Genomic DNA, 24,098 nt, shown 5'->3' on the forward strand with positions numbered 1-24,098 from the left:
CTTTTTTTGCGTGAGAGGAGGGCAGTTGAAATGGAAAAAATAACAATATATTAAATTCAGTCACATTAAATTGCGAATATTTGAAAAAATGGTATTGATAAATCGACTTTATTCGGTTACGCTATCACTGTTGTGGTACGAAGCGCATTTGAAGGGGACAAAAAAGAAAAATAAAAGTAGAATGAACTGAGTACTCCGAAAATAATTTGAATATTTTTAATACATTCAAATTTAATTTCAACAATGAGGTGGTTAAGGAAATGGAAGCAACAGAGCAGAGAATGACATTTAAAACATTTATGTTCAAAGTATTGAACGGCTTAGCGATCGCGATTATTGCGGGGCTCATTCCAAATGCAGTGTTAGGGGGCTTATTTAAACATTTAAGTCAATACGCAGACATTTTTGGGACAATGAATCAGGTTGTCGTAGGTGTACAATTTGCATTGCCGATTATGGTAGGTGTCCTCATCGCGTTACAATTTAATTTAAATCCAATGGCGACAGCTTTAGTAGGCGCAGCAGCATTTGTAGGTTCAGGTGCAACGAAAGTCACACCAGCTGGTTGGCAATTGGTCGGTATTGGGGATTTAATCAATACGATGATTACCGCGTCTATCGCAGTATTGATTGTATTATGGTTAGGCAATCGTTTAGGTAGTTTAAACGTCATTTTATTACCCATTATTGTAGGCGGTGGCGCTGGATTAATTGGGATATGGACCTTACCTTATGTTAGTAAAATTACGTTAGCTATCGGTAGTTTAGTGAACACGTTTACGACGTTACAGCCAGTGTTGATGGGGATTTTTATTGCGGTCTTATTTTCATTTATTATTGTGTCTCCAATCTCAACAATCGGCGTCGGTTTAGCAATCGGCATCTCAGGCTTAGCAGCAGGTTCAGCAGCGATTGGTGTTGCAGTGGCAGCAATTGTACTCTTCATTGGTACATTACGTGTTAATAAAATCGGTGTGCCAATCGCGATTTTATTAGGCGGTATGAAAATGATGATCCCTAACATTATCCGTTATCCGATTTTATTATTACCGATTGGCATCACAGCGGCGGTCACAGGTGCAGCAGGGGCATTGTTCGGTATTACAGGTGTTAAAGAAACGGCTGGATTCGGTATTGTTGGTTTAGTTGGACCAATTAAAGCTTTAGAATTAATGGATGGCAATGGTATGACAAACTTACTCATTGTTATTGCAGTATTTTTCGTGATTCCATTAGTCGTTGGTTTCATTGTCGATTACGTCTTATGGAAAGTTTTAAAATTGTATGATTCTGAGATTTACCGTTTTACAGCAACTGAAGAAAATAAATAAAAACATGGAAAGTGTCATTTTGTTGAATTATGCAAAGTGGCACTTTTTTATTTTTAAACATGCGGGGAGGAAAGATGTTTTGTAAAACAATGAGATTATCTTTAGTGGATTGGATGGATTGATTCAAGATTGCCAAAACGATACCAGACTTCTAAATGCTCAGACCTGTTGGTAGCTTAGTATGAAGTGGTAAGCGACGCCATCGTACATATCAAACAAGTTAACTGGAAATGTATAAAAATAGTTGAACAATAAAAAAGTTCTTTTTAAAATTTTTATAAATTGTGACAAATTATTATACAAATTAATGCGAAATGATGACAGTTTATAAAACGCTTTCAATTTTAAGTGATTATATTCACATTTGCTGTTATACTTATTGTGAAATGATGAACAAACCCAATTGGAGGTAAGAGCATGATTAAAGATACGCATACAACACATAATGCATGGGAAGGTTTTAAAACTGGACGTTGGACACGTAATGTAGACGTTCGTGAATTTATACAATTGAACTTTACAGGTTATCAAGGAGACGACAGTTTCTTAGCCGGTCCAACTGAAGCAACAACGAAATTATGGGATCAAGTAATGGCGTTATCAAAAGAAGAGCGCGATCGTGGCGGTATTTGGGATATGGATACAAAAGTACCATCTACTATTTTATCTCACGATGCAGGTTACTTGGATGAATCATTAGAACAAATTGTCGGTGTTCAAACTGACAAACCATTCAAACGTTCGATGCAACCATTTGGCGGTATCCGTATGGCAAAAGCAGCGTGTGAAGCATACGGTTATGAATTAGATAAAGAAACAGAACACATTTTTACAGAGTATCGTAAAACACATAACCAAGGTGTATTCGATGCGTACTCAAAAGAAATGTTAGCTTGTCGTAAAGCAGGGATTATTACAGGTTTACCAGATGCTTACGGACGTGGTCGTATTATTGGAGACTATCGTCGTGTCGCATTATATGGTATCGATTTCTTAATGGCAGAAAAGCAAAAAGACTTCAATGATTTATCATCAACAATGACTGAAGACGTCATTCGCTTACGTGAAGAAGTATCAGAGCAATATCGTTCATTAAAAGAATTAAAACAACTCGGTGAACGTTACGGTTTTGATTTAAGCCGTCCAGCTGAAAACTTTAAAGAAGCGGTACAATGGTTATACCTTGCTTATCTTGCTGCGATTAAAGAACAAAACGGAGCCGCAATGAGCCTTGGCCGTACATCAACATTCTTAGACATTTATGCAGAACGTGACTTACAAGCAGGTACGATTACTGAAACTGAAGTTCAAGAAATCATTGACCACTTCATCATGAAATTACGTTTAGTGAAATTTGCGCGTACACCTGACTACAATGCATTATTCTCAGGTGACCCGACTTGGGTAACAGAATCTATCGGTGGTGTTGGTATTGACGGACGCCCAATGGTAACGAAAAACTCATTCCGTTTCTTACACTCACTCGACAACTTAGGACCAGCACCAGAGCCAAACTTGACAGTATTATGGTCAACACGTTTACCTGAAAACTTCAAACGCTACTGTACGAAAATGAGTATTAAAACAAGCTCAATTCAGTACGAAAATGATGACTTAATGCGTGAAAGCTACGGCGATGATTACGGTATTGCATGTTGTGTATCTGCAATGCGCATCGGTAAACAAATGCAATTCTTCGGTGCACGTGCTAACTTAGCGAAGACATTATTGTATGCGATTAACGGTGGTAAAGATGAAAAATCTGGTGCTCAAGTTGCGCCAAACTTCGCACCAATTCAATCTGAAATTTTAGATTATGATGAAGTATACCGCCAATTTGATGAAATGATGGAATGGTTAGCAGGCGTTTACATCAACTCATTAAATGTCATTCACTACATGCACGATAAATACAGCTACGAACGTATTGAAATGGCACTCCATGATACAGATGTGCACCGTACAATGGCAACAGGTATTGCAGGATTATCTGTTGCAGCGGACTCACTTTCTGCGATTAAATATGGTCAAGTTCGTACAATTCGCGATGAAAATGGACTCGTTGTTGACTTTGAAACAACAGGCGACTATCCGAAATATGGTAACAACGATCCACGTGTAGACGACATCGCAGTTCAGTTAGTCGAAAGCTTCATGAGAAAATTACGTAAACATAAAACATACCGTGACTCTGAACATACGATGAGTGTACTTACAATCACATCCAATGTTGTTTACGGTAAGAAAACAGGTAACACACCAGATGGACGTAAAGCAGGCGAACCATTTGCGCCAGGTGCGAACCCAATGCACGGACGTGATGATCACGGTGCACTTGCATCATTATCATCAGTATCAAAATTACCATATGATTGCTGTAAAGACGGTATTTCTAACACGTTCAGTATCGTTCCGAAATCATTAGGTAAAGAAGAAGCAACTCAAGAACAAAACTTAGTGAGCATTTTAGATGGCTATGCATTACAACACGGTCATCACTTGAACATCAACGTCTTTAACAGAGAAACATTACTTGATGCAATGGAACACCCAGAAGAATACCCACAACTCACAGTACGTGTATCAGGTTATGCAGTAAACTTTATTAAATTAACACGCGAACAACAACTCGACGTCATTTCTCGTACATTCCACGAATCTATGTAACGTGCAAGTGACATAACACTAACAGACTTTATTTGAGATGATTAAATGGGGGAGAACGATGATTAAAGGACACATTCATTCAATAGAAAGCTTAGGTACAGTCGATGGCCCAGGCTTACGCTACATTATCTTTACACAAGGTTGCTTACTCAGATGTCTCTATTGTCATAATCCAGATACTTGGAAAATCAATGAGCCTTCTCGTACAGCAACAGCAGATGAACTCGTGGATGAAATTGTCCCGTATCTCCCATATTTTCAGGCATCAGGAGGGGGCGTAACCATCAGTGGTGGTGAGCCTCTCTTGCAAATGCCTTTTATCGAAGAACTGTTTGAAAAGCTTCACGCACAAGGGATTCATACATGTATCGATACCTCACTTGGCTGTGCAAACGATACGGAAGCTTTTAAAAAACATTTCGATCAAGTTTTAGCACATACTGACTTATTGATGGTGGACATTAAGCATATTGATAATGAAAAGCATCAACAATTAACCGGAAAGCCTAATACTCATATACTCAAGTATATTCAATATTTAGCAGACAAAGGCCAACCGATATGGATTCGCCATGTGCTTGTACCAGGTCTCACTGACGCCCCCGAAGACTTGAAAGCACTTGGCACATTTATCAACCAACTTGGCAACGTTGAGAAATTTGAAATTTTACCATATCACCAACTCGGTGTGCATAAATGGGAGGCCTTAGGTGTACCGTATGCGTTGAATGATGTAGAACCCCCGACAGATGAAGATGTAGAACGTGCATATGGTTACGTGAATTTTACAGGTGTAACCCCTCTTACGCCTGTGCGCTAGATATTGTTATTGCAAGAATGACATGATTCCATTTTCGCTATGAATGAAAAAGATTTTGACTTTAAATGATATTGAAAGAGAATGGCTGGGATGCAAAGTGATGTTGTGTCTCAGCTTCTTTTTTGTGTTTTGAAAGGCGCTGATAGGGAATAATAATGATTAGTCACGTATGAAAGAGAAAGAGGAGGATGTCGGATGACACGAACTTTAATTTTAGGCGCGAATGGTGGCGTAGGACAACATCTTGTGAAGCAAATGCATGTACAAGGTGAGGATTTTACTGCGGCAGTTAGAAAAGAAGATCAACAACAAGCGTTAGAAGCACAGGGTATTTCTGCCACATTGATTGACTTAGAAACGGCAACGATTGATGATCTGACAGAAGCGTTTCTGCCTTATGACCAAGTGATTTTTTCGGTAGGTTCTGGCGGTAGTACAGGTGCAGACAAAACGATTATTGTTGACTTGGATGGTGCAGTTAAAGCGATTAAAGCAAGTGAAGCGGCCAACATCGAGCACTTCATTATGGTTTCAACGTATGACTCTCGACGTGAAGCATTTGACGCGAGCGGTGACTTAAAGCCATATACGATTGCAAAGCATTATGCGGATGATTATTTAAGACATAGCCGTTTAACCGCAACCATTGTGCATCCAGGTGCATTAACGAATGATCAAGGGACAGGAAAAGTGAACGTTGCTGAATTGTTTGAACAACCTGATGTGCGTCAAATTCCTCGTGAAGATGTGGCAGCAGTCTTGTATGAAGTGGCTACAAATACAGAACATCGTGGTAAAGAGTTCCAAGTGTTAACGGGTGACAACGAAATTTCAGAGGCATTGTCATCTCTATAAGCATTAAAAAGATATGTCAATATGATTAAAGGATATGTGAGGGTTAAATGAAAATAGCCCGGCACATATCCTTTTTTTATGCCTATTAAAATACTAGTATGACTAGGCGAATCTGCTTTAAGTTCTAAAATAAAGGTAATCGAAAATAAATATAAATATTATCTTTTTGTTACAATTACAAATTAAATTAGATTTAGTTGTAAATTTAGTTGTTGACAAAGTATTCAGAAAAATATAATAATTAAGTCAATAGGAATACAACTAAAGGAGGAACATGAATGAAGAAGACTTGGCGTTATGCATGGATATTATTGTTGTGTGTCACTCTTGTTTTATCAGCATGTGGAAAAAATAGCTCGCAAACCTCGAGCAATGATAACAGCAAAACTGAAAAAAGTAATGCGAAAGGCGGTACTTTGAATGTAGGGATTGCGGCAGCACCAGAAGGGAACTTCCAAGACATTTTTGCAAGTTCGACAACGGATTCAGATATTGTAGCTTATTTTAATGATAGTCTTATAGAATTGGATGAACACTTGAATCTTAAACCGAAAATTTTATCTTGGGAAAAGAGTAAAGATGACGACTTAAAGTATACGTTTAAAGTGAAGAAAGGCATTAAATGGCAAGACGGTAATCCGTTCACAATTAATGACTGGATTTTCACTTTAGAAACGATTGCAGACCCTGAATACACTGGTCCACGTTATAGCGGTGCAGAAGTCATTAAAGGGGCAGAAGAAAAACATAAAGGTGAAGCGAAAACGATTAGTGGTCTTAAAAAAATCGACGACTACACAGTAGAATTGACTTTTAAAGCTGCAAAAGCGAACAACTTAATGGCGTTATGGACATCATCTGTCATCAGTGAAAAAATCTTCAAAGATATCCCGGTGAAAGATATGGCGAAATCTGATGCAGTACGTAAACATCCAATCGGTATCGGACCATTCATTGTAAAAAGTATTGTTGATGGGGAATCTGTAGAACTTGTGAAAAACAAAGACTACTGGCAAGGTGAGCCAAACATCGACAAAGTGAATTTACGAGTGGTTGAACAAACAGCAATGGCACAAGCACTTGAAAAAGGTGACATCGATATTGCGGATGTGACTGGCCCAATTGCTAAAGAAATTAAAGACGACAAAGCTGAAAATGTGAAAATTTTAGAAGCACCGTCAACAGTTTATGGAATTATCGGTTTTATATTAAATGATTACGATAAAAAAGCAGAAAAAATCGGTGCACCACGTCCTAAATATCAAGACAAGCGCTTACGTCAAGCGATGGCATACGCAATTAACCGTAAAGAATGGATTGACGCATTCTTCTATGGCTATGCGAAACCACTTACTGGTTTAATCCCTTCTGAACATTGGAGCGGTGCGAAAAAAGGCGAAGTGAAAGAATATGACTATGATGTTGAAAAAGCGAAAAAATTATTAGATGAAGCGGGTTATAAAGATAAAGATGGTGATGGTTTCCGTGAAGATCCGAATGGTAAACCATTTGTAGTAACTTTAAAACATTATTCAGGTACGAATCCAACATTCGAACCACGTACAGCAGCACTGAAAGGTTATTGGGAAAAAGTCGGTCTTAAAACGAAAGTTGAAATGGAAGAGTTCGGTAAATACGGTGATGATTTAGAAAATGCGTCGAAAGATATCGAAGTATACTTCCGCAGCTGGCAACAAGGTGCAGACCCTGATCCATCAGATTTATACAAATCAACTGCATTATGGAACGAATCGCGTTACAACAATCCAAAAGCTGACAAATTGTTAGAAGAAGCTGTAGATAGCAAAATTGTCGGCGATGATAACGATAAACGTCGTAAAAAATACATCGAATGGCAAAAAATTATGGCTGATGATGTACCGGTAATACCGATTTTTGAATCTGTAAGCACTATAGCTGTTAGCAACAAAGTGAAAAACTATGAAGTATCATTGAAAGGTGCAAACCCAATCTATCAATGGTCAGTTGAAGAGAAAAAATAATAGCACATACATGGAGAAAGGGAATGATGACGCACTGTCTCTTCCCTTTTTCTTAATTTTACTTGAAAAGTGCTGTTATTGATAACAGGTGAAAAGGCTGAATGCGTGTACTGGAAGAGGGGGGCGCTTATGGAAACGAATAATTTATTAAAAATCAGCAACTTAACGACAACGTTTGATATTGAAGGACAACATTACGCAGCAATTTCCAATATTGATTTAACTGTTGATAAAGGTGAAGTGATGGGCATCGTAGGAGAGTCTGGCTCTGGGAAGTCTGTACTCAGTCTGTCGATATTAAAACTATTGCCAGAAAAAATTTCCAATATTGCATCTGGAGAAGTGATATATCAAGGCAAGCGTATTGATGAATACGATGCAGTACAAATGAATCAAGTGAGAGGAAAAGAGATTGCGATGATTTTCCAAGAACCGATGACATCGCTCAATCCGGTGTTTACGATTGGCAATCAATTGATGGAAATGTTGATGCTCCATTTGAAATTGTCGAAAGCTGAAGCAAAGGAAAAAGCAATCTCACTATTAAAACAAGTGGGTATTCCACGTGCAGAAAGGGTTGTTGATGAATATCCGCATCAATTGTCTGGTGGGATGCGTCAACGTGTCATGATTGCAATGGCGATTTCGTGTTCACCGCAATTATTGATTGCTGATGAACCAACAACCGCACTTGATGTGACAGTTCAAGCGCAAATTCTCGACTTATTGAAACGGATTCAAGAAGATACCCAAATGAGTGTCATTTTTATTTCACACGATTTAGGCGTGATTTCTGAAATTTGTGACCGTGTTGCTGTGATGTATGCGGGTGAAATTGTAGAGTCTGCGAATGTTGAAGCTATTTTTAGCCAACCGAAGCATCCCTATACACAACTTTTACTAAAAGCCATTCCGCGACTTGATGTGAAACAAGAGAAGTTAGAGACAATTCAAGGTTCGGTACCAAGTTTAGACGAGCTACCAAAAGTTGGGTGCCGTTTTGCGAACCGCTGTCCACATGCGATGACGATTTGTACATTGCAAGACATTGAAGCTTATCATTTTGCTGATGATCATCAAGTGAAATGTCATTTATATACACAAAATGCGGCATTAAAGGAGGGGAATGAGCTATGAGTGATTCTTATGTTTTAGAAGTGAAAAATTTAAAACAATATTATCCGATTAAAGCGGGGGTCTTCCAAAGAAAAGTGGGCGAAGTGAAAGCGGTGGATAATATTTCCTTTAAGATAAAAAAGGGGCAAACAGTGGGCCTTGTAGGTGAATCAGGTTGTGGTAAATCCTCAGCTGGACGTACGATTTTATGCTTACAAAAAGCGACAGAGGGCGAAATTTTATTTTGTGGGCAAGATTTAACGAAATTAAAAGGTAAAGCTTTACGAGAAGCACGTAAAGGCTTTCAAATGGTCTTCCAAGATCCGTATGCGTCACTCAATCCGATGCAAATGATTGGGGATATTGTGGGGGAACCGATTCGAAATTATTACAACAAAAAGCAAAAAGACATTGAAGATGAAGTGAAAGACTTGTTGAAGCGTGTCGGTTTGAATGAACGTGATTATTACAAATATGCGCACGAGTTTTCAGGTGGTCAGCGTCAACGTGTCGGTATCGCACGTGCGTTAGCCTTAAAACCGAAACTCATTATTGCGGATGAACCAGTCAGCGCGTTAGATGTATCCGTCCAATCACAAGTGCTTAATATTATGGATGAGTTACAAGAAGAAATGGGTTTAAGCTACTTATTTATTGCGCATGATTTGAGCGTTGTGAAACATGTGAGTGACTATATTTGCGTGATGTATTTGGGGCACATTTTAGAACAAGGACCCGCTGATGCGATTTATGAAAATCCACAGCACCCCTATACACAATCACTCATTTCAGCAATTCCAGATATCAATCCGACACAACGTAAAAAACGGATTTTATTGGAAGGCGATTTGCCGTCTCCGAGTAATCCACCAGTCGGTTGTCCATTTCATACACGTTGTCCGGTCGCTGAAGCCAGATGTGCACAACAAAGGCCGCAAGCGATTAAGGTCGGCAAAGAACATTATGCATCATGCTTATTACTTGAAGAGGGAGAGGTGAAACTATGATCACATTAATCATTCGCCGATTTTTACTGATGATACCGATGCTACTATTAATGTCTGTCGTGATTTTTACGATTGCAAAATTACAACCGGGTGATGCATTTACAGGTAACATGGATCCAAAGCTTGGCGCAAAATATTACGAAGAGCAACGTGAAAAGTTAGGCTTAAATGATCCAATTCCAATGCAATATATGAAGTGGGGTGGCCGTGTCCTTCACGGTGAATTAGGAGAATCCATTCGTTACAAACGTCCAGTAATGGATTTAATTGAAGAGCGGATGCCAAACACGATTTTATTAGGTACAGTGAGTTTGATTATTACGTATTTACTTGCCTTTCCCCTCGGTATTCTCGCGGGTAGAAAGCCGTATAGTTTGTATGATTATAGTATTCAACTGCTCAATTATTTGATGCTTGCGATTCCGTCATTTGTCGCAGGGGTGTTTGCGATTTATGTTTTTGCTTTTCAATTTGGTATTTTCCCGTTTTCAGGATCTGTAGAGATTGGTCTTGATCCAGGTACGTTTGAATACTACGTGAGCAAACTGTATCACGTCATTTTACCTGGAACAGTACTCGGTTTACTTTCAACTGCGGGTTATATCCAATTTTTACGTAACGACATTATTGAAAATTCACGGAAAGACTACATCCGTACAGCACGTGCTAAAGGTTTATCTGAATCTAAAATATACAATAAGCACATTTTACGAAATTCAATCATTCCAATTGTGACATTTTTCGGTTCAGACGTCTTATCGGTATTTGGCGGGGCAGTAATCACAGAGAGTATTTTTTCATTCCCTGGTATTGGTAAGTTACTCATTGAATCCATCATGGGTAAAGATTATCCGTTAATGATGGCACTACTACTTTTCTTTTCATTCTTAGGGTTACTCGCGAATCTCATTTCGGATATTACGTATAGTATTGTAGACCCAAGAATTAAGAGTAACTAGGAGGGGCCATCATGGAAAAAACACAATTTAGAAAGAGCAAATCACCATTACAAATTGCGCGTAAAAAGTTTTTGAAAAATAAATCCGCGATGACCGCTACCATGATACTCGGTGTAATTGTTTTGATTTCATTTTTAGCACCGTTCATCGCGCCACATGATCCAAACGTTCAAAATTTAGTATTGATCAAAGGCGATATGTCACCTGAACACTGGTTGGGAACAGACTCAGGCGGTCGAGATATATTCAGTCGTCTGTTGTATTCTGGTCGTGTATCATTGACATTTGGATTATTCACATCGATTGGCTTAATGCTGATTGGTATCGTTGTCGGCATGATTTCGGGATATTACGGCGGCTGGGTAGATACAGTGTTGATGCGTATTACAGAGTTTGTAATGTTATTTCCATTTATTCCTTTTGCGGTCGTATTAAATGCGACATTCAGTCACGATATCGAAAGTCAATACGGTTCAGCCATTGTATTAGGTACTGTGCTCGTCCTGCTTTCATGGGTCGGAATTGCGCGTATCGTTCGGGGTAAAGTCATGCAAGAGAAGGAAAATGAATACTTCTTAGCAGCGCAATCGATAGGGACACCAGTATACAAAATATTATTGAAGCATTTATTGCCGAATATTTTAAGTGTCATCATCGTACAAGCAACACTCGTATTCGCCGTTCAAATCGTTGCCGAAGCGGGTCTCAGTTTCCTTGGATTTGGGATTAGTAAAGAGGTACCAACATGGGGGAACATGTTAACTGATGCTCAAGAAGGTGATATTTTAAGAGGAAAACCATGGATTTGGATGCCACCTGCACTTGTTATTACAGTCACAATCTTATGTATTAACTTTATCGGTGAAGGATTGAAAGACGCACTCAATCCAAAATCTAAGCGATAATCATCAAGAGATACAAAAAGCATGTTAGGGTATAAACACTTACAAACATCAAACGCATACATTTTTTAATATATTCATGTGCATAAAACGATATGGAAGAGACTGGGAGATTAATTTTTCTCTGTCTCTTTTTTTATGGACATATATCGATTAATGATGATAAAACAACCAAAAAATGAGGATAAATTGGATGTGAAAAATGCATGGTATGGGTTGCTTTCACTTCATAAACTTGCCCTAAGTGACTGCATTTGATGTAAGATTGTCCAGAAGGTTGAGACTCCTGAGGGACCAGCCCCTAGGAAAGAGAAGCCATAAGGGCAATCAAAAAATAAATCTTAGTCATAGGGCAAGTTAAACAAAATACTGCATCAATGGCATCAAAAATTTTTATGTCCCCATAACTTTCTTTTTTTGATTCCGCTTATTTAGCGTTAGCATCCAACCACAATTTTTCAATATAAAATGTTTGAAAATTTTAGATTTTTGCAAAATTTCATTGACAAAAAATTTGGAAAAATACAATAATAAGAGAAAGGAGTTTTAAACATTTAAATTTAGGGAGGAAATGGGATGAAAAAGGCTTATCGTTATTTATGGTTTTTATCATTAATTGTTGTCGTTGTACTCTCAGCATGTGGAAAAAATGGAAATGAGCAATCGAATACGTCGAATAAAACCGGCAAAAGCGATGCGAAAGGCGGTACGTTAACAGTGGGGATAGCTGAACCGCCTGAGGGGAACTTTCAATCTATTTTTGCAGGGAGCACAGGCGACTCTAATGTCATTGATTTCTTTAATGACTCACTCATTGATGTCGGTGATGATTTGCAAGTGAAACCTAAAATTTTGTCATGGGAAAAGGACAAAAATGATGACTTGAAATATACGTTTAAAGTAAAAAAAGGGATTAAGTGGCAAGACGGTAATCCATTTACAATTAATGACTGGATTTTTACATTGGAAACATTAGCTGATCCTGATTATGATGGTCCGCGTTATAGTGGTGTCGCGGTCATTCAAGGTGCGGAAGAAAAACGTAACGGTGAAGCGGACAGTATTAGTGGCATCAAAAAAATTGATGATTACACTGCAGAAATCACATTTAAAGCGCATAAAGCGAATAATTTATTAGAATTGTGGACATCTGCACCTATCAGCGAAAAAGTATTTAAAGATATTCCAGTTAAAGATATGGCGAAATCAGATGCCGTACGTAAAAATCCAATTGGTATCGGACCATACAAAGTGAAACGTATTGTCGATGGTGAATCGGTTGAACTTGTTAAAAACAAAGATTACTGGCGCGGCGAACCGAATATCGACAATATCAACTTACGCGTTGTGGAACAAACGTCTATGACACAAGCGCTCGAAAATGGTGATATTGATATGGCAACGATCACAGCACCGATTGCGAAAGAAATTAAAGATAGTGGCAGTGAAAACTTGCAATTGTTACAAGCACCGTCAACATCTTATGCTATCGTTGGATTTGTGTTAAATGATTACGATAAAAAGGCACAAAAGATTGGTAAAGAAAGACCGAAATATCAAGACAAAAAGTTACGTCAAGCAATGGCCTACGCGATTAATCGAAAAGAATGGATCGACGCCTTTTATTATGGTTATGGTAAGCCACTTAATGGTTTAATCCCTTCTGCACATTGGAGTGGTGCGAAAGAAGGCGACGTTAAAGAATACACTTATGACGTTGATAAAGCGAAAAAACTATTGGATGAAGCAGGCTATAAAGATAAAGACGGGGATGGTTTCCGTGAAGACCCTCAAGGTAAGCCATTCGTCGTGAATCTTAAGCATTATGCAGGCTCTAACCCAACATTCGAACCACGTACAGCAGCACTCAAAGGTTATTGGGAAAAAGTGGGTCTTAAAACAAAAGTTGAAATGGAAGAATTCGGTAAGTACAGCAGTGATTTAGAAAAGTCTTCTAAAGATATGGAAGTGTATTTCCGAACATGGCAACAAGGGGCAGATCCTGATCCATCAGAATTGTACAAATCTACGGCACTTTGGAATGAATCACGTTATAACAATCCAAAAGCAGACAAGATTTTAGAAGAAGCGGTCGATACAAAAGTAGTGGGCGACGACAATGAAAAACGTAAAGAAAAATATTTAGCATGGCAAAAAATCATGGCTGAAGATGTGCCGGTCATTCCAATTGTAGAGTTAGAAGATGTAACTGCAGTGAACAGTAGAGTGAAGAACTTTGAAGTGTCACTGAAAGGAACTAACCCAATTTATGAATGGTCAGTAGAAGACAAGTAATGACAAATTGTGAAGAAAAGGGATACGTGGCGGAGAACGTCCGTCCCCTTTTCTTATATTTAAACGAAAATAAAAGAGGATTATATAGTTTTTATCTTTGATACGGGCATAGGGGTGAAAAAATGAATGAGAGCAAATTGTTAGAAGTCAAAAATTTATCTACCGCATTTGAGATAGAGGGACAACAGTACGATGCGATTTCTGATATTCATTTAGACATTAAAGAAGGAGAAATATTAGGTATTGTAGGAGAATCGGGCTCTGGCAAATCTGTATTAAGTTTATCCATTTTAAATTTATTACCCGAAAAAATTGCGACGATTCGTTCAGGTGAAGTGCGCTATAAAGGTCAACGTATCGATAACTTGTCGCATGAAGCATTCAACAAAGTACGAGGGAACGAGGTTGCAATGATTTTTCAAGAACCGATGACCTCGCTCAATCCTGTTTTTACAATCGGCAATCAGTTGATGGAAATGATGATGTTGCATTTAAAACTTTCGAAAAATGAAGCACGGGCTAAGGCGGTTCAATTGCTTCAAGATGTTGGAATTCCGCGTGCGAATAAAGTCATTGATGAATATCCCCATCAATTATCGGGTGGGATGCGTCAACGGGTAATGATTGCGATGGCGATTTCATGTGCACCTCAATTGCTCATTGCAGACGAACCTACCACAGCGCTCGATGTGACGGTACAAGCGCAAATATTGGCACTGTTAAAACGTATACAAGCCGAAACGCATATGGGTGTCATCTTTATTTCGCATGATTTAGGCGTCATTTCAGAGGTGTGCGATCGTGTGGCAGTGATGTATGCAGGGAAAATTGTTGAGCTTGCACCTGTAGAAGAAATTTTTACGCACCCTAAACATCCCTATACACAGTTGCTGTTAAAAGCGATACCTCGATTGGATGTACAACAAGAGACGCTTGAGACGATTCAAGGTTCTGTGCCGAGTCTAGTCGAGTTGCCACAACAAGGTTGTCGTTTCGTCAATCGATGTCCACATGCGATGACGATGTGTCATGAACAACATGTCAGTGGCATTCAAGTGGCAGATGAACATCAAGTGTTTTGTCATTTATATCGAAGTGAAACACAACTGAAGGGGGTCGGGCATCATGAGTGAAAACATTTTAGAAGTGAATGATTTAAAGCAATATTATCCGATAAAAGGGGGCATCTTTCAACGTCAGATTGGTGAAGTGAAGGCAGTGGATGGCATTTCTTTTGTCATTAAACCAGGTCAAACAGTTGGGCTAGTAGGTGAGTCAGGCTGTGGTAAATCATCAGCAGGGCGTACGATTTTACGATTACAACAAGCCTATTCAGGTGAAATTAAGTTTTGTGGTCAAGACATTACAAAAATGAGAGGACGTGCATTAAGAGAAGCACGTAAAGGCTTTCAAATGGTCTTCCAAGATCCGTATGCGTCACTGAACCCGATGCAGATGGTGGGGGATATTGTCGGTGAGCCGATTCGTAATTATTACCATAAAAAACAAAAAGATATTGAAGATGAAGTGAAAGACTTGTTGAAGCGTGTCGGACTCAATGAAGCGGATTATTACAAATATGCGCATGAGTTTTCAGGTGGACAACGACAACGTGTAGGGATTGCGCGTGCATTAGCGCTCAAACCGAAGTTGATTATTGCCGACGAACCAGTCAGTGCGTTAGACGTTTCTGTGCAGTCTCAAGTGCTCAATATTATGGCAGAATTACAAGAAGAATTTGGACTCAGCTATTTGTTTATTGCACATGACTTAAGTGTGGTCAAACATGTGAGTGACTACATTTGCGTGATGTATTTAGGTCATATTTTAGAGCAAGGTCCTGCTGAAGCGGTTTATGAAAATCCGAGTCATCCTTATACGAAAGCACTTATTTCAGCGATACCTGAAATTGATCCTCGTAAGCGAAAAGAAAGAATTTTGCTAGAAGGTGATTTACCGTCACCGAGTGATCCCCCGTCAGGTTGCCCATTTCATACGAGATGTCCTGTAGCTGAAGCGAGATGTGCTGAAATCAAGCCGCCATCCGTAGAAGTCAGTGACAATCATTATGCAGCGTGTGTCTTATTAGAAAATGGGGGTGCGGCAAAATGACAACATTGATAATTAGACGTATTTTATTAATGATTCCAATGCTCATTTTAATGTCAGTTGTTATTTTTACAATTTCTAAATTGCAACCAGGTGATGCGTTTTCAGGCAATATGGACCCAAAAGCTGGGGCAAAATATTACGAACAAGAACGTGAACGATTAGGGTTAAACGATCCGCTCCCAGTGCAATACATGAAGTGGGGCGAGCGCGTCTTACATGGTGATTTTGGGGATTCCATTCGCTACAAACGTCCGGTCATGGATTTAGTGAAGGAGCGTATGCCGAATACGATTTTATTAGGGGTCACAAGTTTAGTGATTACATATCTGATTGCTTTTCCACTCGGGATACTATCAGGACGAAAGCCGTACAGTCTTTATGATTACAGTATTCAATTTTTAAACTATTTAATGTTGGCTATCCCTTCATTTGTTGCAGGGGTGTTCGCCATTTATATTTTCGCGTTTCAACTTGGACTCTTTCCGTTTTCAGGTTCCGTAGCGCTCGGAGTTGAACCTGGCTCAGCGGCATATTACATTAGCAAAATTTATCATACGATTTTGCCTGGAACAGTACTCGGCTTATTATCAACAGCAAGTTATGTACAATTTTTAAGAAATGACATTATCGAAAATGCACGTAAAGATTATATTCGTACTGCACGAGCAAAAGGTTTATCAGAGTCTACTGTTTATAATAAACATATTTTAAGAAACTCTATTATTCCGATTGTAACGTTTTTTGGTGCCGATGTATTATCCGTTTTTGGTGGTGCGGTCATTACAGAAACGATTTTCTCATATCCAGGTATCGGGAAGCTGCTCATTGATGCAATTAGTGGTAAAGATTACCCATTGATGATGGCACTCTTACTATTCTTCTCATTTTTAGGATTACTGGCTAACTTAATTTCAGATATTACGTATAGCATAGTCGATCCGAGAATTAAGAGTAATTAGGGGGGATACTGATGGATAAATTAAAAAAAGCAAAAAGTAAATCACCACTCACGATTGCCCGCAAGAAATTTCTTAAAAACAAACCGGCGATGGTTGCCACAATCGTACTCGGATGTATTGCGGTCATTTCATTTTTAGCACCATTCCTTGCCCCTTATGATCCGAATTTACAAAATTTAGTATTGATTAAAGGGGATATGTCAGCGGAACATTGGCTCGGTACAGATTCAGGTGGACGTGATATTTTAAGCCGACTGTTGTATGCGGGTCGCGTATCGTTATTATTCGGGTTTTTTACATCTGTTGGTTTGATGACGATAGGTGTATTGATTGGGATGATTTCGGGTTATTATGGCGGCTGGGTGGATACAGTGCTCATGCGTTTTACAGAGTTTGTCATGTTATTTCCGTTCATTCCTTTTGCGGTCGTGTTGAATGCGACGTTTAGTGGTAAAATCGAAAATCAATACGGTTCAGCGATTGTTTTAGGTTTAGTGCTCATCGCCTTGTCTTGGGTCGGTGTCGCGAGGATTGTCCGCGGTAAAGTCATGCAAGAAAAAGAAAATGAATATTTTTTAGCTGCACAATCGATTGGGACACCAGTGTATAAAATTTTGTTTAAGCATTTATTGCCAAACATATTAAGTGTTATCATCGTTCAAGCCACACTCGTTTTTGCGGTTCAAATCGTTGCTGAAGCGGGTTTGAGTTTCCTCGGATTTGGGATTAGCAAAAGTGTGCCCACTTGGGGGAATATGTTAACAGATGCCCAAGAAGGAGACATTTTAAGAAGTAAGCCATGGATTTGGATGCCACCTGCACTGATTATTACAGTAACCATTTTATGTATTAACTTTATTGGTGAAGGATTAAAAGATGCACTCAATCCAAAATCAAGAAGATAAGAATTTGTAACGTATAGAAAAGAACACAAATCATATTAGTCACGATAAGAAATAATTTCACAATTCATGTATTTACGGATACAATAATGATAACTAAATGACATGAGTAGGTGAAAATGGTGAGATATAGTGATGAAGAATTTGAAGAATTTTTTTCTAACTTAACTGAAGATGAACAAGACGAATTACTTCATGAAGTGATTGCGCTGACATTAGGTGAAGAGGATGAAGAAAGAAGTATTGTTGCGCTATTAGATCATTACACCATTGAAGATATTAAGAAGTTATGTAAACAGTATGGTATCACAGGATATTCTGGCATGAATAAATCAGAGTTGCTTATTCATTTCATTACACATTTAGTGACACCTAAGTATATTCGAGAAAGTGTTGAACACATGAGTCGGGCGCATCAACTTCTGCTTGTATTGACACAACAAATGCTTGAAATAGGCATTCCTTTCGAAACAACGATGGATGTCCCTCAATCATTTTTGATGTATAAACCAAGGAAGATGATTGATGACACGGGTGAAATTTTGATTCCTCATGAGATTGATACGAAAATGAAAGAAGCGGTTCAAACAGATGAGACTTTGAAAGAACTATCTGATCTGTATCGATTATTGATTGCGAGTGTAGAATTATACGGCTCACTCCCGTTAGAACAGCTCCAAGTCGTTTACCAAAAATATATGGGTCAAACGTTAACATTGGACGCATTGAAAGACTGGCTTGATTTAGTAGAAGAAGTGAATCCTGATTTCAAAAATTATGTAGTTGAAGATGGAAACATTACACATATAGATTTTCAATTCGATCAGCCAGATATGCTAAAAATTGCGTCAGAGGTCACTTATTATTTGCCTGAAACAAAAGAAGAGATGCTGATATATAGCGAACGAGTTTATGGGATTGACCCAGAGCAATGTGATCGTGTCATTGAATGGGTGAAAGACCATTTTATTGAAAATGAATACATGGATTTTATAGAACGCAACTTAATGGCTGAAGAACTTGGAACAGAATTACTATTACAGTTAAAGCATTTAAGTGAGGCTCATGATTTTATGCCAGTGCTTGAAGCATTGATTGAAGACGAGGTATTAGATGGAGATGCCTTTCCAACTGGTTTGGACCTCTTTGATGAAATGTTGAATCATATGAGAAGGTGGTTATATTTAGGTCATACATCAGAAGAATTTAAGGATATTTTAAATCATTCAAGCGAAAAGTATGAAAATGTGATAGACTTTCATCAATATCAACAACGTAAAAAGTAACTGTTGATTCAGTGTTCATGTCATGAGTAGCGTATAAAGAGAAACTAACGACTGTCACGAACAAAGGGGATGAGTTCGATGCTGAAAAAATTGATGCTATTATTTTTTGGAATGGTCATTTCAACAACCATTGCAGAAACCTTTCTGATTGCTGGCACATGGCAATATTTGTTGATGCAATCTTTATCGCTCACTTTTATTTTGTTTTTCATCTATCACTTTGTTGTTTTCCAATTTCAAGAAAAGCGACAAAAAGACCGTCATCAAGACCGTCAAATTATTGTTAAAGAAGAACCAGAAGATGAAAGTGTAAAGAAACGCTTAGTTCGTAAATAAATGGAATCACAATACAACGGCTGATGGGATATCTCATCAGCCGTTTTTTGAATTGACATATTTTAATCAAATTATCTTCATTGATAACCTTTTTAAAATTTCACAATTGCTACTTTGGACTCACGTTCTAAAGGGGGGATACTCGAGAAATTCGATCATTTTGTTAAGTTGTTTTTTTGAAGACAGTTAATGAATGAAAGTAAACTTATGAAATGAAGAAAACGAAAAGTATCCATTTTTTATCTTCAATATAAAGACGCTTTGATTGATGTTGTTATATTAATTTTACGTAACAAAATTTCTGACAGGGAAACATATAAACACTCAGACGTCTGTACATTTTGAAGAAGTTGACTAAAGTTTATGGGAAGGGGAGTGTATGTATTAATGTCTGCTTCTTTATGTTTTTGGTGTGTTTATTCGTGATTGATGTAGAAACAAATACACCATACATCACTTCTGTTTTTATTTAATCCGAAATGTTCATGAATGGATTGCAAATCTGGACGAGACTCCTGAGGCATAAAGTTGAGAACAAAATGTCGATCTTTAACTTTGATAATGGTTACTGTTTAACGCAGTAGCTGTCTGACTTCTCAATGCACTTGCTTTGAGAAGTCTAGTCAGCCTTGCGGGGGCAGTACGACGAAATCTTTGTTGCACATGAGATTTCTGTACTGCTCCCAAAATCCAATTTGGCTTCCTTTAAGTGGACAGTTTAATCAAGCCAAATTTAGTTGAGGCGAGGCGCCTAGGAACGCGAAGTCCAAGATAGCAATCCATTGCGAAAACAAGGAAATGTAACAGGTAAGTGCATCAACCCATAATGTCATGTGCACATCAACCCGAAATGTTCACATCAACGACGATTCCCATCAAAAAACTCGAAGTGAAGACAACACCTGTCATCTCACTTCGAGCTTCTTCAATCACATATTATGAGAACACTTCAGATTGTTTTGAATCACCGAAGATTTTTGCTTTAATGGCTTCACCTGTTGGCGTACCTGCAAGACCACCCAAACCTGTTTCGCGTAATGAAGCAGGAAGGTTACGGCCCACTTTATCCATCGCACATATCACTTCATCCACTGGAATACGACTTTCAACACCAGCAAGTGCGAGGTCTGCTGAAATCAAACCATTACCTGAACCAATCGCATTTCTCATCACACAAGGAATTTCTACTAAGCCTGCAACAGGATCACAAACTAAGCCAAGTAAGTTGCTGATACTGATTGCAAGGGCATGGCCGGCTTGTTCTGGCGTACCACCGAATGTTTGGACAGCAGCAGCGGCAGCCATAGCAGATGCTGAACCGACTTCTGCTTGACAGCCTCCTGTTGCACCCGCGACTGAAGCATTGTTCGCAATCACCATACCGCATATCGAGGCTGAAAATAGAAATTCGAGCATTTGGTCATTGGTTAAGTCGTGTGATTTTTCTAGTTTAAAGAGTATCCCTGGAATTGTACCTGAAGAACCGGCAGTTGGTGTTGCGCAAATAATACCCATGGCTGCGTTCACTTCATTGGTAGCTACCGCGCCTTCAACAGCTGCAATCATATCAAATCCAGAAAGGGCTTTATGGTTTTGGTTATATTCATGGACTTTAATCGCATCTTGACCTGTATAACCCGTGACACTTTTGACCCCTTCACCTGTCGTTCCTTTTTCAACAGCTTCACGCATCGTGTCTAGGTTTTGTTGCATCATATCCATGACTTCTTCGCGTGTCATACCACGTGTTTCCATTTCATGTTTAATCATAATTTCTGAAAAAGTTGTTTCATTTTCAGTCGCATAATCGATGAGTTCTTTCATTGTATCAAACATGGGAGTCCCTCCAATTTATTCTATATATGAAAAGTTTAAAAAAGCATATTTTTCTTTGATGGCTGACAGGAGTTCACTTTTAATCGGCTTATTTAAATGTAAGGCAAGTAAGCAATGGCCTTTCGACATCGTCTTAATCTCTTCATTGATATCGACTTCATGCTCAATTAAATCGTTAATTAAATGATTGACTTCTGCAATTTTACATTCCCCATCAATAACAAGAATAGGGGGTGTATGCGTCATCAAGATACACATTTGGTTAACGTGAATACTTTTCACTTTGAACGCACCGCCACCGATTGAAATACCGTTCAGCTCGACATGACGGTCACCGTGATCAATTTCGATGACTGCACAGTTCGGATGTTCTCCTAAACTTGAGCCTTCTTTTTCGATAAATTCAAAGTCGATACCTTCACTTCTTGCAATTTTTGTTGAGGTTTTAATACGAGAATCAAATGTACTAAAACCTAACAATCCACCGATAATTGCTAAATCTGTGCCGTGACCTTTATGTGTTTCTGCAAAAGATTCGTAATAGTTCACGACGATTTTCTCTGGCGTATCACCAAGGACAGCACGGGCTGCTTGACCAATCTTCACTGCACCTGCAGTATGTGAACTCGATGGGCCCATCATGACAGGGCCGATAATATCAAACGCACTTTGATAATCTTTTGTACGTGCCATAAATAATTCGCTCCTTAATTAGTTTGTTGTTTTACGTGAGGCATTTTGATATCAAGAGATGGGCGTTTCTTACTGATGAATGTGCCGATAAAAAAGCTAAGTATAATACTGATAATCGCTACGACCACAATAGTAATCACTGTAGGCACCATTTCATTAAAGCCAAGTGCTACAATAGGTCCAGCGATAGGTGTTGCCATACCTGGTTGATTGACAACGATACCCATATAAGTAATAAATAAGCCGTTCACCATACCTACAATGGCATTTGTACCGTATAACTGTATCGGGTATTTTGCGATGGTATCAATTTGTGTTAAAGGTTCGACAGCGACTGCAAATGCTTTCCCTGTGTTTCCAATTTTAAGTTTTCTAAACATCACAAAGTTAACAAATGAGCTGCCCATACAACCGAGGGCACCTATAGCCATTGGAATTCCTGTTAGTCCTAATAAACTTGTAAATACCATGGAGCTTAACGGTGTCATACCTACAACAGGCACAATCGCACCAATGACAAGTGCAAGCGCATATGGATTATTGTCACCTACAGCTGTGATGGCTGTACCGATTTGTTTAAGTACAGCAGTGACACTCGGTGAAACGATTGATGCAATACCGTAAGCAATGGCAGGAGATAATAAGATGACGACGATGAGGTCTAAACCTTCAGGCACATACTTTTCAAGTGCTTTAATACCGAAAGCAACGAGATAAGCCGCTATGAAAGCTGGTAAAAGTTTAAAATCAAATAGAACAAGTCCAGTGAGTACTGCAAATACTGGATTAATACCAAACTTTAAACAAGTGAGGATCCCAACTGCCACACCGCTTAAGCTCCCAGCAACATCCCCTAATTTAATAAAATATTCAGAGTGAAACACGCCACCGATTGCGTATTTTAAGAATGCTTCTGGTAAAAATGAAGCACACGCAGCGCCAGATAAAGCTTGTAAACTGACTTTACCATTCGGGGCAAATTTTAAGAATAAAGTCATTGCAAGTAACACAACGAGTAATGTCCCAATTCCCAAAATAAAATCCATGTTATTTCCTTCTCTCTTTTGTTTTTATGTTTTTTTATTTAGATAGCTATCCCAAACAATGACCATTCTAAGTGCTTCATTTTAGTTATGCAAGCCCTTACATGACAGTGATAATAGCGTCGTTTAGTAAAAATAATTATTTGAACATAAATATATATAGATTGTGAAAATATAGTTTATATAAAATAACTGATATAATAGCTGTTTTTAGTTCTATTTCACTTTAAAGTAGTATTATATAGAAGCTAAAATCACCATATGTCATATTTGTGAAAGATTTAAAGTTTAAATTTTATTAATTTTCAAACATAGCAATTAAGTAAAATGAATGTATTTGACATGATAAATACTGACATCAAAGTGAGTTGAAAAATGTTTGTTATGGTATAAAATTACCGCTAATACAAGAGGGAAGTCTTAATATAAACGGCGAAAAACATAATTGTGATGATTATGTGAAAAGTATCACAAAATCATGGTCTTTTTGCTTATAAGGGGTATAATGAAAGTAAGGAAGAAGTAATGACGAAAAGGATGTGTTAAACATGAGAGAATCTATTTTAAGATTAATCCGTTCTAATCAAAGTTGCTACGATATTTACATTCACACAGGTGTCAGCCAAGGTATTATTTCTGATTTAAGATCTGGTTATCGTACACTTGATGATGTGTCTTTAAAAGATGCAGAACGTTTATATGATTATGCTTTAAGTGTTGCGGCTTAATTAGTGACTGAAGTGACATCAGTATTTGACTGAATTGAATAGAGGGCTAAACTTTATATGAAGCCAAGTTGGATATAAAGTTTGAAAAAGAAGCATCAAGCAACGTATATTGTTTGGTGCTTTTGTTTGTTTACAGGTTTAGATTGTTGGAAAGGCTGACTAAACTGCTCAAAAGTAAGCGCATTGAGAAGTCAAAATATATTGCGTTAAACAGTAGCCAGCATCAAACTGAACTGAGATAATTTTGT

The 24,098-nt window shown here is 38.3% G+C and carries 20 protein-coding genes; 17 read left to right on the forward strand and 3 right to left on the reverse strand.

Features of this window, described 5'->3' with window-relative positions; all coding sequences use genetic code 11:
* Window positions 1-260 precede the first annotated feature (260 nt).
* The 16 genes from CCE82_RS03325 (at window position 261) to CCE82_RS03400 (ending at window position 19,550) form a co-directional block, all read left to right on the forward strand.
* Window positions 261-1,331, forward strand: a complete 1,071-nt coding sequence (locus tag CCE82_RS03325; protein WP_086428014.1) for a PTS sugar transporter subunit IIC — start codon at window positions 261-263, stop codon at window positions 1,329-1,331.
* 417 nt (window positions 1,332-1,748) lie between these two features.
* Window positions 1,749-3,998 carry a formate C-acetyltransferase gene (gene pflB / locus CCE82_RS03330; RefSeq protein ID WP_420822105.1) on the forward strand — a complete coding sequence of 750 codons (2,250 nt, stop codon included), beginning with the start codon at window positions 1,749-1,751 and terminating at the stop codon, window positions 3,996-3,998.
* Between the two features lie 58 nt (window positions 3,999-4,056).
* Window positions 4,057-4,818 (forward strand): pyruvate formate-lyase-activating protein, encoded by a 762-nt coding sequence (gene pflA / locus CCE82_RS03335; protein ID WP_086428015.1) that lies wholly within the window; start codon window positions 4,057-4,059, stop codon window positions 4,816-4,818.
* Window positions 4,819-5,013: 195 nt separating this feature from the next.
* Window positions 5,014-5,673 carry an SDR family oxidoreductase gene (locus CCE82_RS03340; protein WP_086428016.1) on the forward strand — a complete coding sequence of 220 codons (660 nt, stop codon included), beginning with the start codon at window positions 5,014-5,016 and terminating at the stop codon, window positions 5,671-5,673.
* Between the two features lie 278 nt (window positions 5,674-5,951).
* Window positions 5,952-7,676 carry an oligopeptide ABC transporter substrate-binding protein gene (opp4A, locus tag CCE82_RS03345; protein WP_086428017.1) on the forward strand — a complete coding sequence of 575 codons (1,725 nt, stop codon included), beginning with the start codon at window positions 5,952-5,954 and terminating at the stop codon, window positions 7,674-7,676.
* 129 nt (window positions 7,677-7,805) lie between these two features.
* Window positions 7,806-8,813, forward strand: coding sequence for an ABC transporter ATP-binding protein (locus CCE82_RS03350; RefSeq protein WP_086428018.1), 1,008 nt, complete (start codon window positions 7,806-7,808; stop codon window positions 8,811-8,813).
* Entirely contained in the window at window positions 8,810-9,799 is a 990-nt protein-coding gene (locus CCE82_RS03355) for an ABC transporter ATP-binding protein (RefSeq protein WP_086428019.1), read from the forward strand. The genes CCE82_RS03350 and CCE82_RS03355 overlap by 4 nt, the downstream gene beginning before the upstream one ends.
* Window positions 9,796-10,758 carry an oligopeptide ABC transporter permease gene (gene opp4B, locus CCE82_RS03360; protein ID WP_086428020.1) on the forward strand — a complete coding sequence of 321 codons (963 nt, stop codon included), beginning with the start codon at window positions 9,796-9,798 and terminating at the stop codon, window positions 10,756-10,758. Before CCE82_RS03355 ends, opp4B (CCE82_RS03360) begins: the two co-directional genes overlap by 4 nt.
* 11 nt (window positions 10,759-10,769) lie before the next feature.
* Complete coding sequence (gene opp4C, locus CCE82_RS03365) at window positions 10,770-11,663, forward strand: oligopeptide ABC transporter permease (protein WP_086428021.1); 894 nt, start codon at window positions 10,770-10,772, stop codon at window positions 11,661-11,663.
* A 573-nt stretch (window positions 11,664-12,236) separates the two neighbouring features.
* On the forward strand, window positions 12,237-13,955 hold the full coding sequence (gene opp4A / locus CCE82_RS03370) for an oligopeptide ABC transporter substrate-binding protein (protein ID WP_086428022.1): 1,719 nt from the start codon (window positions 12,237-12,239) through the stop codon (window positions 13,953-13,955).
* Window positions 13,956-14,077: 122 nt separating this feature from the next.
* Window positions 14,078-15,088 carry an ABC transporter ATP-binding protein gene (locus CCE82_RS03375; RefSeq protein ID WP_086428023.1) on the forward strand — a complete coding sequence of 337 codons (1,011 nt, stop codon included), beginning with the start codon at window positions 14,078-14,080 and terminating at the stop codon, window positions 15,086-15,088.
* Window positions 15,081-16,067, forward strand: a complete 987-nt coding sequence (locus CCE82_RS03380; protein WP_159454517.1) for an ABC transporter ATP-binding protein — start codon at window positions 15,081-15,083, stop codon at window positions 16,065-16,067. Before CCE82_RS03375 ends, CCE82_RS03380 begins: the two co-directional genes overlap by 8 nt.
* Window positions 16,064-17,026, forward strand: a complete 963-nt coding sequence (opp4B, locus tag CCE82_RS03385) for an oligopeptide ABC transporter permease (protein WP_086428025.1) — start codon at window positions 16,064-16,066, stop codon at window positions 17,024-17,026. The genes CCE82_RS03380 and opp4B (CCE82_RS03385) overlap by 4 nt, the downstream gene beginning before the upstream one ends.
* Window positions 17,027-17,037: 11 nt before the next feature.
* Window positions 17,038-17,931, forward strand: a complete 894-nt coding sequence (opp4C, locus tag CCE82_RS03390) for an oligopeptide ABC transporter permease (RefSeq protein WP_086428026.1) — start codon at window positions 17,038-17,040, stop codon at window positions 17,929-17,931.
* A 116-nt stretch (window positions 17,932-18,047) separates the two neighbouring features.
* Window positions 18,048-19,214, forward strand: a complete 1,167-nt coding sequence (locus CCE82_RS03395; protein ID WP_086428027.1) for a Rho termination factor N-terminal domain-containing protein — start codon at window positions 18,048-18,050, stop codon at window positions 19,212-19,214.
* Window positions 19,215-19,292: 78 nt separating this feature from the next.
* Window positions 19,293-19,550: a hypothetical protein gene (locus tag CCE82_RS03400; RefSeq protein WP_086428028.1), complete on the forward strand. Its 258-nt coding sequence runs from the start codon at window positions 19,293-19,295 to the stop codon at window positions 19,548-19,550.
* Window positions 19,551-20,486: 936 nt separating this feature from the next.
* On the opposite strand, the gene sdaAA is transcribed toward CCE82_RS03400, so the two are convergent.
* Genes sdaAA through CCE82_RS03415 form a run of 3 tightly spaced genes read right to left on the reverse strand, consistent with a single transcriptional unit; the run spans window position 20,487 to window position 23,125 of the window.
* Entirely contained in the window at window positions 20,487-21,386 is a 900-nt protein-coding gene (sdaAA, locus tag CCE82_RS03405) for an L-serine ammonia-lyase, iron-sulfur-dependent, subunit alpha (RefSeq protein ID WP_086428029.1), read from the reverse strand.
* A 15-nt stretch (window positions 21,387-21,401) separates the two neighbouring features.
* Complete coding sequence (gene sdaAB / locus CCE82_RS03410) at window positions 21,402-22,079, reverse strand: L-serine ammonia-lyase, iron-sulfur-dependent subunit beta (protein WP_086428030.1); 678 nt, start codon at window positions 22,077-22,079, stop codon at window positions 21,402-21,404.
* Between the two features lie 14 nt (window positions 22,080-22,093).
* Window positions 22,094-23,125, reverse strand: coding sequence for a PTS sugar transporter subunit IIC (locus tag CCE82_RS03415; protein ID WP_086428031.1), 1,032 nt, complete (start codon window positions 23,123-23,125; stop codon window positions 22,094-22,096).
* Between the two features lie 545 nt (window positions 23,126-23,670).
* Here CCE82_RS03415 and CCE82_RS03420 point away from each other — a divergent pair.
* Entirely contained in the window at window positions 23,671-23,850 is a 180-nt protein-coding gene (locus CCE82_RS03420) for a hypothetical protein (RefSeq protein ID WP_086428032.1), read from the forward strand.
* Window positions 23,851-24,098 lie beyond the last annotated feature (248 nt).

The sequence above is a fragment of the Staphylococcus cornubiensis genome (assembly GCF_900183575.1).
GTDB lineage: Bacteria > Bacillota > Bacilli > Staphylococcales > Staphylococcaceae > Staphylococcus > Staphylococcus cornubiensis.